General features: G+C 59.5%; 19 protein-coding genes. 10 read left to right on the top strand and 9 right to left on the bottom strand.

Annotated elements, in window-relative coordinates:
- Nucleotides 1-45: 45 nt before the first annotated feature.
- Both pyk and CFB10_RS04035 read right to left on the bottom strand, forming a co-directional pair.
- On the bottom strand, nucleotides 46-1,485 hold the full coding sequence (pyk, locus tag CFB10_RS04030; RefSeq protein ID WP_003506145.1) for a pyruvate kinase: 1,440 nt from the start codon (nucleotides 1,483-1,485) through the stop codon (nucleotides 46-48).
- Nucleotides 1,485-1,871 carry a DUF1036 domain-containing protein gene (locus tag CFB10_RS04035; RefSeq protein ID WP_020012242.1) on the bottom strand — a complete coding sequence of 129 codons (387 nt, stop codon included), beginning with the start codon at nucleotides 1,869-1,871 and terminating at the stop codon, nucleotides 1,485-1,487. Before CFB10_RS04035 ends, pyk begins: the two co-directional genes overlap by 1 nt.
- 291 nt (nucleotides 1,872-2,162) lie before the next feature.
- Here CFB10_RS04035 and CFB10_RS04040 point away from each other — a divergent pair, with 291 nt between their 5' ends.
- From CFB10_RS04040 to CFB10_RS04050, 3 genes are all read left to right on the top strand, one after another.
- On the top strand, nucleotides 2,163-2,951 hold the full coding sequence (locus CFB10_RS04040) for an N-formylglutamate amidohydrolase (RefSeq protein ID WP_020012241.1): 789 nt from the start codon (nucleotides 2,163-2,165) through the stop codon (nucleotides 2,949-2,951).
- Between the two features lie 15 nt (nucleotides 2,952-2,966).
- The gene (locus tag CFB10_RS04045; RefSeq protein WP_020012240.1) at nucleotides 2,967-3,272 is read left to right on the top strand and encodes a DUF1244 domain-containing protein; all 306 of its coding nucleotides are present in this window, start codon (nucleotides 2,967-2,969) and stop codon (nucleotides 3,270-3,272) included.
- 147 nt (nucleotides 3,273-3,419) lie between these two features.
- Nucleotides 3,420-3,677 (top strand): DUF2312 domain-containing protein, encoded by a 258-nt coding sequence (locus CFB10_RS04050; protein ID WP_026364047.1) that lies wholly within the window; start codon nucleotides 3,420-3,422, stop codon nucleotides 3,675-3,677.
- Nucleotides 3,678-3,722: 45 nt separating this feature from the next.
- Here the strand turns inward: CFB10_RS04050 and CFB10_RS04055 are convergent, their stop codons facing one another.
- The 6 genes from CFB10_RS04055 to CFB10_RS04080 all read right to left on the bottom strand — a co-directional run bounded on the left by CFB10_RS04055 (nucleotide 3,723) and on the right by CFB10_RS04080 (nucleotide 7,133).
- Entirely contained in the window at nucleotides 3,723-4,292 is a 570-nt protein-coding gene (locus CFB10_RS04055; protein ID WP_020012239.1) for a hypothetical protein, read from the bottom strand.
- 47 nt (nucleotides 4,293-4,339) lie between these two features.
- Entirely contained in the window at nucleotides 4,340-4,960 is a 621-nt protein-coding gene (locus CFB10_RS04060; protein WP_020012238.1) for a tetratricopeptide repeat protein, read from the bottom strand.
- A gap of 94 nt (nucleotides 4,961-5,054) precedes the next feature.
- Nucleotides 5,055-5,180, bottom strand: a complete 126-nt coding sequence (gene ykgO / locus CFB10_RS04065; protein WP_003497670.1) for a type B 50S ribosomal protein L36 — start codon at nucleotides 5,178-5,180, stop codon at nucleotides 5,055-5,057.
- A 146-nt stretch (nucleotides 5,181-5,326) separates the two neighbouring features.
- On the bottom strand, nucleotides 5,327-6,403 hold the full coding sequence (locus CFB10_RS04070; RefSeq protein WP_026364046.1) for a 5-(carboxyamino)imidazole ribonucleotide synthase: 1,077 nt from the start codon (nucleotides 6,401-6,403) through the stop codon (nucleotides 5,327-5,329).
- Between the two features lie 11 nt (nucleotides 6,404-6,414).
- A complete protein-coding gene (purE, locus tag CFB10_RS04075; protein WP_034501397.1) occupies nucleotides 6,415-6,882 on the bottom strand; it encodes a 5-(carboxyamino)imidazole ribonucleotide mutase in 468 nt (155 codons plus the stop codon).
- Nucleotides 6,883-6,929: 47 nt separating this feature from the next.
- Nucleotides 6,930-7,133: a YdcH family protein gene (locus CFB10_RS04080; protein WP_003497661.1), complete on the bottom strand. Its 204-nt coding sequence runs from the start codon at nucleotides 7,131-7,133 to the stop codon at nucleotides 6,930-6,932.
- A gap of 235 nt (nucleotides 7,134-7,368) precedes the next feature.
- Between CFB10_RS04080 and CFB10_RS04085 the strand changes: the two genes are divergently transcribed.
- Complete coding sequence (locus CFB10_RS04085) at nucleotides 7,369-7,545, top strand: YdcH family protein (RefSeq protein ID WP_003506164.1); 177 nt, start codon at nucleotides 7,369-7,371, stop codon at nucleotides 7,543-7,545.
- Between the two features lie 98 nt (nucleotides 7,546-7,643).
- Here the strand turns inward: CFB10_RS04085 and CFB10_RS04090 are convergent, their stop codons facing one another.
- On the bottom strand, nucleotides 7,644-8,408 hold the full coding sequence (locus CFB10_RS04090) for a sulfite exporter TauE/SafE family protein (RefSeq protein WP_026364045.1): 765 nt from the start codon (nucleotides 8,406-8,408) through the stop codon (nucleotides 7,644-7,646).
- Between the two features lie 104 nt (nucleotides 8,409-8,512).
- Between CFB10_RS04090 and CFB10_RS04095 the strand changes: the two genes are divergently transcribed.
- The 6 genes from CFB10_RS04095 to CFB10_RS04120 all read left to right on the top strand — a co-directional run bounded on the left by CFB10_RS04095 (nucleotide 8,513) and on the right by CFB10_RS04120 (nucleotide 15,234).
- Nucleotides 8,513-9,166 (top strand): thiamine phosphate synthase, encoded by a 654-nt coding sequence (locus tag CFB10_RS04095; RefSeq protein ID WP_026364044.1) that lies wholly within the window; start codon nucleotides 8,513-8,515, stop codon nucleotides 9,164-9,166.
- Nucleotides 9,167-9,174: 8 nt separating this feature from the next.
- Nucleotides 9,175-10,275 carry a tetratricopeptide repeat protein gene (locus CFB10_RS04100; protein ID WP_020012233.1) on the top strand — a complete coding sequence of 367 codons (1,101 nt, stop codon included), beginning with the start codon at nucleotides 9,175-9,177 and terminating at the stop codon, nucleotides 10,273-10,275.
- A gap of 164 nt (nucleotides 10,276-10,439) precedes the next feature.
- Nucleotides 10,440-11,240: an inositol monophosphatase family protein gene (locus tag CFB10_RS04105; protein WP_003506172.1), complete on the top strand. Its 801-nt coding sequence runs from the start codon at nucleotides 10,440-10,442 to the stop codon at nucleotides 11,238-11,240.
- A gap of 201 nt (nucleotides 11,241-11,441) precedes the next feature.
- Nucleotides 11,442-12,464, top strand: coding sequence for a hypothetical protein (locus CFB10_RS04110; protein ID WP_020012231.1), 1,023 nt, complete (start codon nucleotides 11,442-11,444; stop codon nucleotides 12,462-12,464).
- Nucleotides 12,465-12,466: 2 nt separating this feature from the next.
- A complete protein-coding gene (locus CFB10_RS04115; RefSeq protein ID WP_020012230.1) occupies nucleotides 12,467-13,498 on the top strand; it encodes a peptidoglycan -binding protein in 1,032 nt (343 codons plus the stop codon).
- Nucleotides 13,499-13,587: 89 nt separating this feature from the next.
- Nucleotides 13,588-15,234 carry an FAD-binding dehydrogenase gene (locus CFB10_RS04120; protein WP_020012229.1) on the top strand — a complete coding sequence of 549 codons (1,647 nt, stop codon included), beginning with the start codon at nucleotides 13,588-13,590 and terminating at the stop codon, nucleotides 15,232-15,234.
- The last annotated feature ends 2 nt before the right edge of the window (nucleotides 15,235-15,236 follow it).

A 15,236-nucleotide genomic window follows, 5' to 3' on the forward strand; every position in this document is an offset into this window, starting at 1 on the left:
ACCCGCCGGCGACGGCGGGTTTTTTCATGCTTATGTTGCGAGGCGTCAGACGCCGCTCTGGCCGTCCGAGCCAATATAGGCGATGCGCACCATGTTGGTCGCGCCGGGGGTGCCGAGCGGCACACCTGCGGAGATGATGATACGATCGCCCGGCTTGCCGAAACCTTCGGAAACCACGATGCGACAAGCGCGGTTCACCATGTCGTCGAGGTCGCTGGCATCGCCGGTGACGACGCAGTGCAGACCCCAGACGACCGACAGGCGGCGTGCGGTCTGGATGATCGGCGACAGCGCAATGATCGGTACCTGCGGCCGTTCGCGCGCGGCGCGCAGGCCGGTCGTGCCCGAGGACGTATAGGTGACGATCGCCGCAAGCTTCAGCGTTTCGGCGATCTGGCGGGCGGCAAGCGAAATGGCGTCGGCACCTGTCGGTTCCGGCTGGGCGCGCTGCGCATAGATGATATTGGAATAATAGGGGTCTTGCTCCACCGTGCTGGCGATGGAGGCCATGGTGGAAACCGCTTCGACCGGGTAGTCGCCGGAGGCGGATTCAGCCGACAGCATGATGGCATCAGCGCCTTCGAAGACGGCGGTCGCGACGTCGGAGACTTCGGCGCGTGTCGGTACAGGTGCAGTGATCATCGATTCCAGCATCTGCGTGGCGACCACGACCGGCTTGCCGGCGCGGCGGCAGGCGCGGGTCAACTGCTTCTGGATGCCGGGAACGGCTTCCAGCGGCATTTCGACACCCAGGTCGCCGCGGGCAACCATCAGCGCGTCGGAAAGCTCGATGATTTCCTCGATGCGCTCGACAGCCTGCGGCTTTTCGATCTTGGACATCAGGCCGACGCGGCCGCGTGCGATCTTGCGCACTTCCGCCAGGTCTTCCGGACGCTGGACGAAGGAAAGCGCCACCCAGTCGACTTCACCGGTTTCGAGGACTGCATCGAGGTCGACGCGGTCCTTGTCGGTCAGAACGCCGACGCCGAGCAGCGTATCCGGCAGGCTGATGCCCTTGCGGTCGGAAATGCGGGTGCCGGAAATGACTGTCGTGACGATGCTCTTGCCGTCGCTCTTTTCAGCGCGCAGATGCAGCTTGCCATCATCGATCAGCAGGCGGTGGCCGGGCTTGACCGCTTCAAGAATTTCAGGGTGCGGCAGGAAAACACGGGTGTTGTCGCCGGGGGTGTCGTTGTTATCAAGCGTGAAGGTCTGGCCCGGAACCAGATCGACCTTCGTCTCGGCGAATTTTCCGACGCGCAGCTTGGGACCCTGCAGGTCGGCCAGAATGCCGATGGGACGACCGGTACGGCTCTCGACGGAGCGGATGCGCTGAATGAGCGTCCGCATCACGTCGTGGCTCGCATGGCTCATGTTGATCCGGAAAAGATCGGCGCCAGCAAGATGCAGCTTCTCGATCATCGCCTCTTCGGAAGAGGCCGGGCCGAGAGTTGCAAGAATTTTGACTTTGCGGTTACGCTTCATCAGTTTTGATTTCCCTGTGTGCCTGGCGTATCGGAAAGCTGGACCATCCAGCTGCCCTGTCTGCCCGTGTCATATTCCTTGAAACCCATTCTCTGGAAGCTGCGGGCAAAACAATCGTCCACGCCGTTGATCTTGAACTCGTTCTCCGCCACGCACATGTTGACGTCACCGGTCCAGCGGCCGCCATGGGCGGCATCTTCGGCATAGAGATAATAATAACGTGACTGCAGCTCACCTTCGATCAGCGTCGCGCAGGTCGAAGAGGGGACCTGCCACCAGCCTTCGCTGACCCAGCCCTCCTGTGCCCGGTAGCCGATTGCGACCCCCACGAGGTTCTGCGTGCTGTTGCACACGCGAAAATCCGCATGCGCGGGTGCCGCGATCATGAACGGGGTCAAAAACAATGCCGCTGCGGAAAAAAGACGGGCGATATGCCTGAAGTGGCGAGGAAGAGCGAGAGATGACTGAGTCACGGCTTCCATCCGGATTCCATGGTTATAATGAACACACTTCTTGGCGTGGCCGCCCAAGAAAGTCAACGCGAGTTTAATCGATTATATTGTTCGTGGGATCATGAGTGCGATAAGGTAGATGGCTGTTCTGCCGCCGTAACTTGCGCCCGGCCTCAAGCCATGCCATCAAGCTTCTCTCCTCAATCCTGCCCCAGAAAATCATCGATGAACGACTTCATACCCTATGAAATCATAGAAGGCGATTATGACAAAGGCATGGTTCTTCTGGCGGACCATGCCATGAACCTCCTGCCGGCACACTACGGCAAACTTGGCCTTCCGCAAACCGCTTTTCATCGCCACATCGCATTTGATATCGGTATAGAAGGGCTGACGCGCTCGCTTGCCGCGCGCCTGGGCGTGCCGGCGGTGCTCGGGCGGTTTTCGCGGCTCCTGATCGATCCGAATCGCGGCGAGGATGACCCCACTCTCATCATGAAGATTTCGGACGGGGCGATCATCCCCGGCAATCATCCGATTTCGGACGAGGAATGGCAAAGGCGGATCGAGATTTTTCACCGGCCCTATCACAATGCCGTGGACCGTGTGCTTACCGGCGTGGCCGAGGCCTCGGAAGAAGCGCCTCTCGTCCTGTCGCTGCATTCCTACACGCCGTTCTGGAAGGAAACGCCGCGGCCATGGCATGCGGCGGTTCTCTGGGATACCGATCATCGGGCGGTCGATCCGCTTCTGGCGCATCTGCGCGCCACCGGGGATATCCTCGTGGGTGACAACGAACCCTATGACGGGGCGCTGAAGGGCGACACCATGTATCGTCATTGCATGATGAAGGGCATACCGCATGCGCTTCTCGAGGTTCGGCAGGATCTGATCGCGAATGAAGAGGGGATCGCCGAATGGTCGGATCGGCTCGCTCCCATTTTCGCCGCAATGAATGACGATCCCGTCTTGCATGAATATCAGCTTTTCGCCTCCCGCACCGGCCCCTATTGAGCCTGGAGTTTCGCCATGACGAAAGAGAACGACAACAGGCAGATCGAGTTTGAAGCGGCGGCCTTCCGCCGCCTCGTGAAGCACCTTCGCGAACGTCACGACGTGCAGAATATCGACCTGATGAATCTCGCGGGCTTTTGCCGCAACTGCCTTTCCAACTGGTATCGGGAAGCGGCCGAGGAGGCCGGCGCTCCTCTCAGCAAGGATGAATCCCGGGAAATCGTCTACGGCATGCCGTATGAGGATTGGAAAGAGAAATATCAGGCGGAGGCGAGTGATACCCAGAAAGCCGCCTTTGAGCAGAACCGGCCAAGGGAATAACCTCTGATCGACGGAAACGACTTGACGGGACGCCTTTCAGTGGGCAGTTCACAGGCCTGAATTTTGCTGCCCGCTGGCAGCGGCCGGCGAAGGCTTCGCCCGGAATGATGAACAAGGCTCGCATGCGGGCCGCCAATAAAGGATGATATGATGGACGATACCAGCACCACCGAAACCGTCGCCGCCGCAGAACTGCGCCAGATTATTGAGCGCATTGAGCGTCTGGAAGAAGAAAAGGCTGCCATCCAGGGCGATATCAAGGATGTCATCGGTGAGGCAAAGGGTCGTGGTTACGATACCAAGGCGATCCGCACCATCATCCGCCTGCGTAAGAAAGACGCCAATGAGCGCATCGAAGAAGAAACCATTCTTCAGACCTACATGGCTGCGCTCGGCATGGAATAATAATTAACAGCTAGCTGTGGGGCGACTTCCGCGTGCGCCCTACAGCTAAATCTTATTGTCCAACACGTCCTTGTTGGCGATAAGGAGCTCTAGGATTTTTTCACTTACGAATTTGTGCTCTTTTGACAATTCGGCTTGGCGCTCCTCCGCGGATCGTGAAATCTCTGCAAACATAACGACTGTGAACAGAAACTCCTCGAAGCCGCCTGGACGGGTCACTTCGGATGTGGCGCGTTCCGTCGTGAGAGTACGAAACAAATTGCGCTTCTCCTCGTCCGAAACGTGGAATACCAGTTTGTGCGCAAACCTGTTCCGTAAGTTATTGACCGCCCTTAGAACATTGCCGAATTCATCACGAAAATATCCCAGCGCCTGACATAGGCTGAGTTTCTCAGCGAACGATCTGTGGCCGTTGAAATATGATGCGGGATGATCGAGATGCGTGTTCAAAACTTCAGTGACGATGTGATCTAAATAGATATGGGCGACGATGAGTTTTCCCCAATCCTCAGCCACGGAAATCCGATCTATGAACTCGCTTATATCGAAACTCGGATTGTCTCCGATAGAGTTTAAAAGACTTTCGGCTGCTTTAAATTCATTCTGCTCTGCCAAAATAAAACCCTGCTAAGTCCAATAAATAAAATCAGTGGCTATCGAATTCAGCCGCGCGTACCCGCCAGCTTTTCCGAGAGGTCGGCAGCTTCCTTGCGGGCGTCCTTGTCCGCAGGATAAAGCGCCAGATAACGCTCCCAAGCCTTCAGCGCCAACTCGTCGCGGCCCGAGGCTTCGAGGATGTTGGCAAGGCTTGCGAGCGCCGGGAAATAGCGCGGCTCCCTTGCCAGCGTCAGATTGATGTCCGCCATCGCCTTGCGGGTATCGCCATCGGCGAAATGGACCATGGCGCGGCGATACGGCGCCTGCACATAGTCAGGATCGAGCAAAACAACCTGGTCGAGAAAATCGTAAGCGGCGGCGTTACGCTTTTCGTCGGCGGCTTCGCCCGCCCATTGCATCAGGAGATTGATTGTCGCGCTACCGGAATCATTCCATTCGGAGGCGATCTGGTTGGCAATGCTGCGCGCCTTGACTGCATTCCGTTCTTTTTTCAGCGATGCAAAAAGAGTGTCGATGGTTTTGGCGGGTGAAGGCGCGGAGTCCACCACGGCAGCTGGTTGTCCGTCCGCCGCATAGGCAATGGCAGCCATTCCCGGAAGCGGGAGGCTTGAAAGCAGGAAGCCCTGGGCGAGGATGATAGTCGTGCAAAAACGATTTGGGCGCATGGGTTAAAGCTTAACCCGGCTGCGCCCAATATCAAATGCAAACTTCTGCACTGTCAACAAAGTGATCCGCGAAACCATCGCGAACCGCAGTCAATCAGCCCTGACGAGCCTTGAAGCGCGGGTTCTGCTTGTTGATGATGTAGACGCGGCCCTTGCGGCGAACCAGGCGGTTATCGCGATGACGGGCCTTAAGCGCTTTAAGCGAATTCTTGATCTTCATTTTACTGGTCCGCAGTTTTGCACGGATTTTGCCGTGCTATTCAAACAATCAAAAGCGCGCAACGGGGCGCGCTCTTTTGGGTTGGCAGGCAGATACCCGTTTGAGCCCTGCCTGTCAACACTTGGCCGTGCCTTTGCCTTAAAAGACTAGGCTTTTCCTGTGTGCAGAAGCTCGGTCACATGGCCCATCTTGCGGCCTGGCCGTGCTTCCGTCTTGCCATAGAGATGCACGAGACAGTCTTTTTTCGACAGCCATGCCGGCACATCGTTGATGTCGTCGCCGATTAGGTTGGTCATGACGCAATCCGAATGGCGCTCCGTGCTACCGGGGGCGAGACCCGACACGGCTCGGATATGCTGCTCGAACTGCGAGATCACGCAGGCCGCTTCCGTCCAGTGGCCGGTATTGTGAACGCGCGGCGCCATTTCATTGGCGACCAGCGAACCATCCGGCAGGACGAAGAATTCGATGCCGATGACGCCGACATATTCGAGCGCGGCCAGAAGCTTCTCTGCTGACACCACCGCGACGGCCTTCGCAGCATCGGAGAGCGCTGCCGGAACAGTGGACGTGTGCAGAATGCCGTTCAGATGGACATTCTCGGCGGGATCATAACAGGTGACGGTCCCGTCCTGGAAACGGGCGGCGATGATCGAAATCTCCCGCTCGAAGGCCACAAAGCTCTCGAGAATGAGCGGCACGCCGCCAAGCGCTGCAAAGGCGCCCGCGAGGTCTTCGCCGCCCCGGAAGAGACGCTGGCCCTTGCCGTCATAACCCATGCGTCGGGTCTTCAGCACGCCCTTGCCGCCGAAAGCGGTGAGAGCAGTTTCCAGCTCTTCCTGGCTGTCCACGGCGCGGAAATCGGCGGTCGGGATGCCGCAGCCGTTGAGGAAGCGTTTTTCCGTCAACCGATCCTGCGAGGCGCTGAGCGCCTGTGGCGGCGGATAGACGGGAACGGAGAGGCTGAGCTTTTCGGCGGCCGCGACAGGCACGTTTTCGAACTCGTAGGTGACGACATCGCAGCGGCTTGCGAGTTCAGCAAGCGCTTTTTCGTCATCATATTCCGCGACGATCTGGTCGTTGCAGACCTGCGCAGCCGGACAATCGGCTTGCGGTTCCAGCACGATGGTGCGGTGGTTGAGACGGGCTGCGGCCATCGCCAGCATGCGCCCGAGCTGCCCGCCGCCGATGATGCCGATGGTCAGGTTGGTCGTCTTTGCCATCACTTCGGTCGTCACTGGGCGCTGTCCATGGGATATTCGGCGACGGCTGCCGACTGGCGCGCACGCCAGGCATCCAGCCGGTCGGCGAGGTCCTCGTCGCTCAGCGCCAGAACCGCAGCGGCAAGAAGGGCCGCATTGATCGCGCCGGCCTTGCCGATGGCGAGCGTGCCGACGGGGATGCCAGCGGGCATCTGCACGATGGAATAGAGGCTGTCCTGACCGGACATCGTCTTCGATTGGACTGGAACGCCGAACACCGGAAGCGGCGTCATCGAGGCCGTCATGCCGGGCAGATGGGCAGCGCCGCCGGCGCCCGCGATAATGACCTTGAAGCCTTCGTCCTTCGCGCCATTGGCGAAGTCATAAAGCCGGTCCGGGGTGCGGTGGGCGGAAATGATGCGGGCTTCGTATTCGATGTCGAGCGCATCCAGCGTATCGGCGGTGTTCTTCATGGTTTCCCAGTCGGACTGGCTGCCCATGATGATGGCGACGGGGGGCGTTTCTGCTGTCACGTAATCTCTCCGGCTCAGGCAATGATATCGGGAATGACCTGATCTTCAAGCTGGGTCATCTTGTCCTTGACGGCCAGCTTCTTCTTTTTCATACGCTGTATTCTCAGCGCATCGCAGCTGGTCTGGATCATCGCGTTGATCGCCGCGTCATAATCCTCATGCTCCTGGCGCAGCCGCGCCAGCGTGAGCCTGATGTCCGCCTGGTCCTGATCGGGCATCTCGTCATCCCCATTTTATGCTAGCCGGATCGGCTCCGGCGCGTCTGTGATCGTTCACGAGCCTCTATCATCAAATCGCGGTAACGGGAAGTTATCCCTTGCGACCAAATTGCCCACTTATTGCCTTCATTTCGCCTTCGACAAGACCAGCGATCCGTGTCACATTGTCGTCGCAAACCTGAAACTCCAGCGATGGAGAGCTGGAGGTAGGCTTAAAAATGGAAGGACGTGCCGCATGACCATTCAGGCTCATATTGCATCGCTCGAAAAGAAACACGGTGCTCTGGAGGAGGAGCTCGAAAGTATTCTTGCTTCCCCGTCCTCTGACGATAGAGAGATCGCCGACCTCAAACGCCGTAAACTGCGCCTGAAGGATGAACTGCAGAGGCTTAAAGCCTCCACAAGGCACTGATTGATGCCAAACCGCAGCCTTCAATGAAGGACTGACGGTACCTTTTCGGCCCTGACGGCACCTGCGTGCTGCCAGGGCCTTTTAGTGGCTCCCTGAGCCTAGAAAGGCAACCCGTCCCAAAGCAGTTTCAGTGCCGCAATCAGCGCCATGGAATACATCAGCGGGTAAAACACGGACGGTTTCAGATATTTCACCACCCTTGCACCAGCAAGCGTCGCCAGCATCGCCACCGGCAAGAGGCTGGCCGAGGTCTTGAGGTTGGTGGCGTCGAGCGCGCCGAGCGCGAAATAGGGAATGAGCTTGATCGCATTCATGATGGCGAAGAAGCGCACGCTCATGCCGGTATAGGTCTTTGGATCGAGCTTCAGCGGCAGAACATAGATCTGAAAGGGCGGTCCACCCGCATGGGCAACGAAGCTCGCATAACCGGAAAGGCTGGACCAGAGCGTGGCAGCAGCCGGTCTTTGCGGTTTGGCCGGAATTTCCTGCCCCTTACGGCTTTTGAAACTCTCGTGAAAATAACGCAGCACGAACAGGATCGTCACCGAGGCGACGACGAGACGCATGGCGTCAGCGGATATGAGGCTTGAGGTCGCCCAGCCGAGCGTGATGCCGGCGATTGCGCCGGGCAGTGTGATGAGGAGCGTTTCCCGGTGGTTGTGGTGCCGCCAGGCCCAAAGCGCCACGAGATCCATCACGATCAGGATCGGCAGGAAGATTGCGGCGGCCTGCACGGGCGATACGGCAAGCGCCATCAGCGGCACGCCCATCAGCGCCAGTGCGCCGCCCAGCCCGCCCTTGGAGAGGCCGACGAGCATGACTGCGGGGATGGCGACGAGATAAAAATGAAAATCGGTCAGCATGGATGGACAGTTGATCCTTTCGCCGGTCCGGTTTATCGGATTTGTCATATGAAAACGAGTGCAGATTGCGCAGCAAGCGTCTTCTGTCTGAAATGGACGAACCGATGACCCTAGTTGAAGATCGTTGCCGCCTTGTCCTGATCGTTCCGCAATCGGACGACGCGCAAAAGCAGGCGACGGAAGTGGAAGAAGCATTGCGGGGCGGCGATGTCGCTTCCGTCATCATTCCGCAATATGGTCTGGATGACGCCGCTTTCCAGAAACGCGCCGAATTGATCGTACCAGTTGTCCAGAAGGCCGGTGCGGCGGCGCTCATTGCCGGTGACAGCCGTGTTGCCGGTCGCGTGAAGGCGGATGGCCTGCATGTGGCCGGCAATGCCGAGGCGCTGGCAGAAGCCGTGGAAAAATTCACGCCGAAGCTGATCGTCGGCGGCGGCAGTGCGGATGACCGTCACAAGGCTCTTGAGCAGGGCGAGTCCAATCCGGATTATGTGTTTTTCGGAAAGCTGGAAGGCGACATCAAGCCCGAGGCGCACCCTAAAAACCTGGCGCTCGGTGAGTGGTGGGCGTCGATGATCGAAATTCCAGCCATCGTTATGGGTGGCACGGACGTGTCCTCAGTTGTTGCCGTGGCCGAAACCGGTGTGGAGTTCGTGGCGATGCGCAGCGGCGTTTTTGACAATGCTGGTGGCGCTGCCCAGGCCGTTTCTGAAATCAACGCCCTGCTTGACGAAAAAGCGCCACGGTTTGGCGGTTGATACAGGCGATGATCATGCGCTCGGTTCACCTCTGCTTTTCCGTTTCGCTGCTGACGCTTGCTTTCGGCGCGCCGGCGGGTGTCGCTTTTGCCCAATCCGGGCCGCAGAGCGAAAGTAATGCGCTTTCCCGCCAGCTGGAAAATGAGGCTCAGCCGACCCGTCAGGGCAGGGTGCAATCCGAAGAGCAGAAGGACTTGCAGCCGTCCGCAGGCGTCAATGTCTATCAGCGCATGGGCGCGGAGCTGCCCGCTTTGCCGCCTGAAAAAGAATTCAAGGGCCGGGTGGACGAAGCCTATGGGCATTTCCAGCGCGGCGAATATGTGCAGGCGCTCGACAAGGCGCTGAACCGTGCGCAGAACGGCGACGCATCCGCCCAGACGCTGGTGGCGGAAATGATGTCGCGTGGTCTGGGCATCGCCCGTGACGAGAAAACCGCCGCTTTCTGGTATCAGCAGGCCGCACAGGGTGGCGATCCCGTCGCCATGTTCAAATTCGCCCTGATCCTGATGGAAGGCAAATTCGTCACCCGCGACAAGGCGAAGGCCGACGATTTCATGCGCCGCGCCGCGGAAGGCGGTAACGCCTCTGCCCAGTTCAACTGGGGCCAGATTCTGGTTTCGGAAAATCCCGGCGCCAAGGGCCTGCTGATGGCATTGCCGTTCTACGAAAAATCCGCCGAACAGGGCATCGCAGACGCGCAATATGCGGTGTCGCAGATTTACTGGTCGGTGAAGGATGTACCAGCCGAAAAGAAGGCCAAGGCGCGGGACTGGCTGATGCGGGCCGCGAAAGCGGGTTACGACACCGCACAGGTCGATCTGGGCATCTGGCTGGTGAATGGTTTCGGCGGCGAGCGCAATCTGGATGAGGGCTTCCGCTGGCTCTACGGGGCGGCACAGCGCGGCAATGTCGTGGCGCAGAACAAGGTGGCGCATCTTTATATTCAGGCGCTTGGCACCCGGCCCGATGCGGTCGAAGCGGCCAAATGGTATGTGCTTTCCCGTCGCGCCGGGCTGAAGGATCCGTCCCTCGAGGACTTTTATCTCGGGATCACCGACGAGCAGCAGAAGAAGGCGATTGAGGCCGCAAATCGTTTCCGCCCAACGTGATGGAAGACGGGCCTAACCATGCCGGTGCTGCCCCATGGGCTTTTTGCCTTGAATTTCCGCGCGTTTTGTGGTCTTGAACCGCAAACTTTCAATTCAAGAAAATAATGACGTGCCTGCCCGGTGAGCTTCCGGGCGGTTCGCAAGCTTTCCAGGAAACAACATCGATGGCCCGTTCAGCCCTTCTCAATGTCATGGTTCAGGCCGCCATCAAGGCGGGTAAGTCTTTGTCGCGTGACTTCGGTGAAGTGCAGAACCTTCAGGTCTCGGTCAAGGGACCGAGCGATTTCGTCTCGCAGGCGGATCTGAAAGCCGAAAAGATCGTGCGGGATGAATTGATGAAAGCCCGCCCGACCTATGACTTCCTGGGTGAAGAAGGCGGCGAGGAAAAGGGTAGCGATGGCGCGCATCGCTGGATCGTGGATCCGCTTGATGGCACCACCAACTTCCTGCACGGCATTCCGCATTTTGCGGTTTCCATCGCGCTGGAGCGTAACGGTGAAGTCGTTGCCGGCGTGATCTTCAATCCGGCGACCGACGAACTCTACACCGCCGAGCGTGGCGGCGGCGCGTTCCTCAACGATCGTCGCATCCGTGTTGCCGCGCGCAAGGCGCTCACCGATTGCGTCATCGGCTGCGGCGTGCCGCATCTCGGTCGCGGCAATCATGGCAAGTTCCTGGTAGAGCTTCGCCATGTCATGGGTGAGGCTGCCGGCATCCGTCGCATGGGTGCGGCGTCGCTCGATCTGGCCTATGTCGCCGCGGGCCGTCTCGATGGTTACTGGGAAGCCGATCTTTCGCCATGGGATATGGCGGCCGGTCTGGTGCTGATTCGTGAAGCCGGCGGCTTTGCCTCCGACATCAAGGGCGGCACGGATATCTTCGGCAGCGGCACCGTTGCTGCTGGTAATGAATATATCCACAAGGCGCTCGTTGAGGTCGCCAACCGTCCGATCCCGGGCCGCTGATCGGTTTTTGGCGGAAAACCTGTCGTTTTCTGCAAGTTTTAGACGCCCGGCGAATGTTCGCCGGGTGTTTTTGTTTTCCATTGCCGGGTGCTCACACGTTTTCCTAAAACGCCAGTGACGAAAGACCGGCTTTTCGCTTCAAATCGTCGCAATTTTCAAATAGCTTCCGCTGGATACCTGACCAGAGGGAATGCGAACGTTATGGCGGATTCGGAGCTGCTCGATCTTGGCGTCGAGAAACCGGTGACCACACGGCAATACAGCCAAAAGCTGTCCAGCCCCACACCGTTTCTCTGGACGATGGTTCTGTTTCTGATCCTCGTCGGCTTCCTGGCGGCTATTCTCTATCGGCAGGCGCACACCGCCTTCATGACCAATCCGGGGCTCAACGGCTTCATTCTCGGCGTGCTGGCCATCGGCATCATTCTGGTGTTTACGCAGACGATGAGCCTGCGCTCGGAAGTCCGCTGGTTCAATGCCTTTCGCGCTGCCGGCAGCGTCGAAAAGGTCGGTCGTGCGCCAAAACTGCTTGCGCCGATGAGCACGCTGATCGGCAAGCGCGGCGAAGTCCTGCTTTCCACGGTCACGCAGCGGACGATCCTCGATTCCATCGCGACACGGCTCGATGAGTCACGTGATACCTCGCGTTATCTCGTCGGCCTGCTGGTGTTTCTCGGTCTGCTCGGCACCTTCTGGGGCCTGATCGGCACCATCGGCGCCATCAGCAATGTCATCCAGTCACTCGATCCGAGCGCGGGTGACAGCAACGATATTCTCGGTTCGCTGAAGGCCGGTCTCACCGCGCCGCTGGCCGGCATGGGAACGGCCTTCTCCTCGTCGCTGCTCGGTCTCTCCGGTTCGCTGATCCTTGGTTTTCTCGATCTTCAGGCCGGCCGCGCGCAGAACCGTTTTTATACCCAGCTTGAAAACTGGCTGTCATCAGTAACTGATACTTCGGTGGAAGGGCCGAGGGAGTTCAAGGTTGCCGAGCCGGGCGCCGTGGTCAGCACCGAGCGTTCGCTGGCGGCCATGACCAGCCTTGCCGAGGGCATTCAGGGTCTGGTCAAGAACATGCGCAGCGAACAGCAGATGTTGCGAGACTGGATCGAAGCGCAGCAGGAGGAATCGAAATCACTCCGCCGCACGCTCGACCGGTTGTCAGCGCGGATCGACGGCGACACGAAATCTTCCGGACGCACCCGGCACGATAACGGGAGCGAGTAGCCATGGCGCTTGCGCGCAACCGCCGCCGCGACAGGGGTGTGGATTATTGGCCGGGTTTCGTTGATGCGCTTTCGACGCTGCTGATGGCCATCATGTTTTTGCTGACGGTCTTCGTGTTGGCGCAATTCGTGCTGTCGCGCGAAATTACCGGCAAGGACGAGGTGCTGACACGCCTCAACAGCCAGATTGCCGAACTGACCGAACTTCTGGCCATGGAAAAAGGCAACAAGCAGGATATTGAGGACGCGCTGGCAAGCCTGCAATCGACGCTTGCGGCTTCAGAAAACGAGCGTTCCCGACTGCAGGCGCTCCTCGATGCGGGGTCGGGCAACAATGCCAGCGCCAATGCCCGGATTGGCAGCCTGACCGGCGAACTGGACGACCAAAGGCAGGCCAATTCCCGCGCCTCCGCGCAGATCGAATTGCTGAACCAGCAAATTGCGGCGCTGAGAGCGCAGATCGCTTCGGTGGAAGCCGCCCTGCAGGCGTCGGAAGCCAAGGATACCTCCTCTCAGGTCAAGATCGCCGATCTCGGCCGCCGCCTCAATGTCGCACTGGCGCAGCGGGTGCAGGAACTGAACCGCTATCGGTCCGATTTCTTCGGGCGGCTGCGTGAAATCCTGTCGGACCGCGAAAACATCCGCATCGTCGGCGACCGCTTCGTCTTCCAGTCCGAAGTGCTCTTCCCTTCCGGCGGCAATGAACTCAATCCGGAAGGGCAGGCGGAGATGGAGAAGCTGGCGGTCGCGCTGCTCGATCTCGCCAAGGAAATTCCGGCGGAGATCAACTGGGTCCTGCGCGTGGATGGCCACACGGATAATGTCCAGCTTTCCGGTTCCGGACGTTACCGGGACAATTGGGAACTATCCTCTGCCCGTGCCACCTCGGTGGTGAAATTCCTGATTTCCAAGGGCGTACCGGCAAACCGGCTGGTTGCCGCTGGTTTCGGCGAATATCAGCCGATTGCCGAAGGTGATACGCCGGAAGCGCGGCAGCAGAACCGCCGTATCGAACTCAAGCTCACCGAGCGCTGAAATCGCGAGCCGCGTCATGGCGGTTGCCTTCCGACGAAAGTGAATTTACGTTCGCGTAAAAGTAATTCCGTCATATCTGGGAGGGGCTGATGGAACGCTATGATGTGATCGTTGTCGGCGCGGGGCTTGCCGGGCTGGTGGCGGCAACCGAGGCTGCTGAGCGAGGTTTCAGCGTCTGTATCGTGGATCAGGAGGGCGAGCAGAACCTTGGCGGCCAGGCCTTCTGGTCGCTGGGCGGTCTGTTTTTCGTCGACAGTCCCGAACAGCGCCGGATGCGGGTGCGCGACAGTCTCGATCTTGCAAGGCAGGACTGGTTCGGCTCAGCCGGTTTCGACCGTCCGGAGGATTATTGGCCGCGCCGTTGGGCGGAAGCTTATCTCGATTTTGCCGCCGGTGAAAAACGCGAATGGTTGCACCGCATGGGCATGCGCTGGTTTCCCGTGGTCGGCTGGGCCGAGCGCGGCGGCAGCCTCGCTCATGGTCATGGCAATTCCGTTCCGCGTTTCCATGTCACGTGGGGCACGGGTCCGGGCGTACTCGCACCCTTCGTTAAAAAGGCGAAGGCCATGGCGGCAACCGGCCGGCTGACCTTCCGTTTTCGCCACCGGGTTGATCGTCTGGATATCACCGACGGCCGGGTGACCGGTATTTCAGGCGCTGTTCTTGCAGCCGACCCCGTGCAGCGCGGGCAGGAGAGCAGCCGGGAAGAGCAGGGCGATTTTACCTTCTCCGCTGCGGCGGTCATCGTCAGTTCCGGCGGCATCGGCGGCAATCAGGACTTGGTGCGGCGCAATTGGCCGGTGGAACGTCTGGGCGAGCCTCCTGCCGGCATGGTCTGCGGTGTCCCCGCGCATGTGGACGGCCGCATGGTCGCCATTACGGAAACGGCCGGCGGGGCCGTCATCAATCGTGACCGCATGTGGCATTATACCGAGGGCGTGAAAAACCATGATCCGATCTGGCCGGGTCACGGTATCCGCATCCTGCCCGGTCCCTCGTCCTTCTGGTGCGATGCGGATGGAAACCGCCTCGCCGCCCCCGCCATGCCGGGTTTCGATACGCTCGGCACGCTAAAAATGCTGGGTGAACGCGGCAGCGGCCATAGCTGGTTCATTCTGACCAAGGCGATCATCAAGAAGGAATTTGCGCTTTCGGGCTCGGAGCAGAATCCTGATCTGACCGGCAAGGATATACCGCTACTGCTCAAAAGGCTGGGCAAGGAGCCGCCGGGACCAGTGCGTGCCTTCATGGAGCGTGGCGAAGATTTCGCGGTTCGGGATATGCTCGAAGAACTCGTGACGGCGATGAACGCCATCAGTGGTGATAACCGGCTGCATATAGACCATATCCGCCGGCAGATAGAGGCGCGCGACCGCGAAATCGATAACGGTTTCAGCAAGGATGCGCAGGTAACGGCCATCCATGGCGCGCGTCGTTATCTCGGCGACCGGCTGATGCGGACGGCAAAACCGCACCGGCTGCTCGACCCGGCGATGGGGCCGCTGATTGCCGTGCGGCTGCATGTGTTGACGCGCAAGACGCTTGGCGGCCTTCATACCGATCTTGACGCGCGGGTGCTGGATGCTGCCGGTGAGCCGGTGCCGGGCCTTTATGCCGCCGGCGAAGTGGCGGGTTTCGGCGGCGGCGGCATGCATGGCTACAACGCCCTGGAGGGCACATTTCTTGGCGGCTGTCTGTTTTCAGGCCGTATTGCCGGACGCAGGGTGCTGGCGTGAGC

It is taken from the genome of Agrobacterium sp. 719_389 (assembly GCF_900188475.1).
GTDB classification, from domain to species: domain Bacteria; phylum Pseudomonadota; class Alphaproteobacteria; order Rhizobiales; family Rhizobiaceae; genus Agrobacterium; species Agrobacterium radiobacter.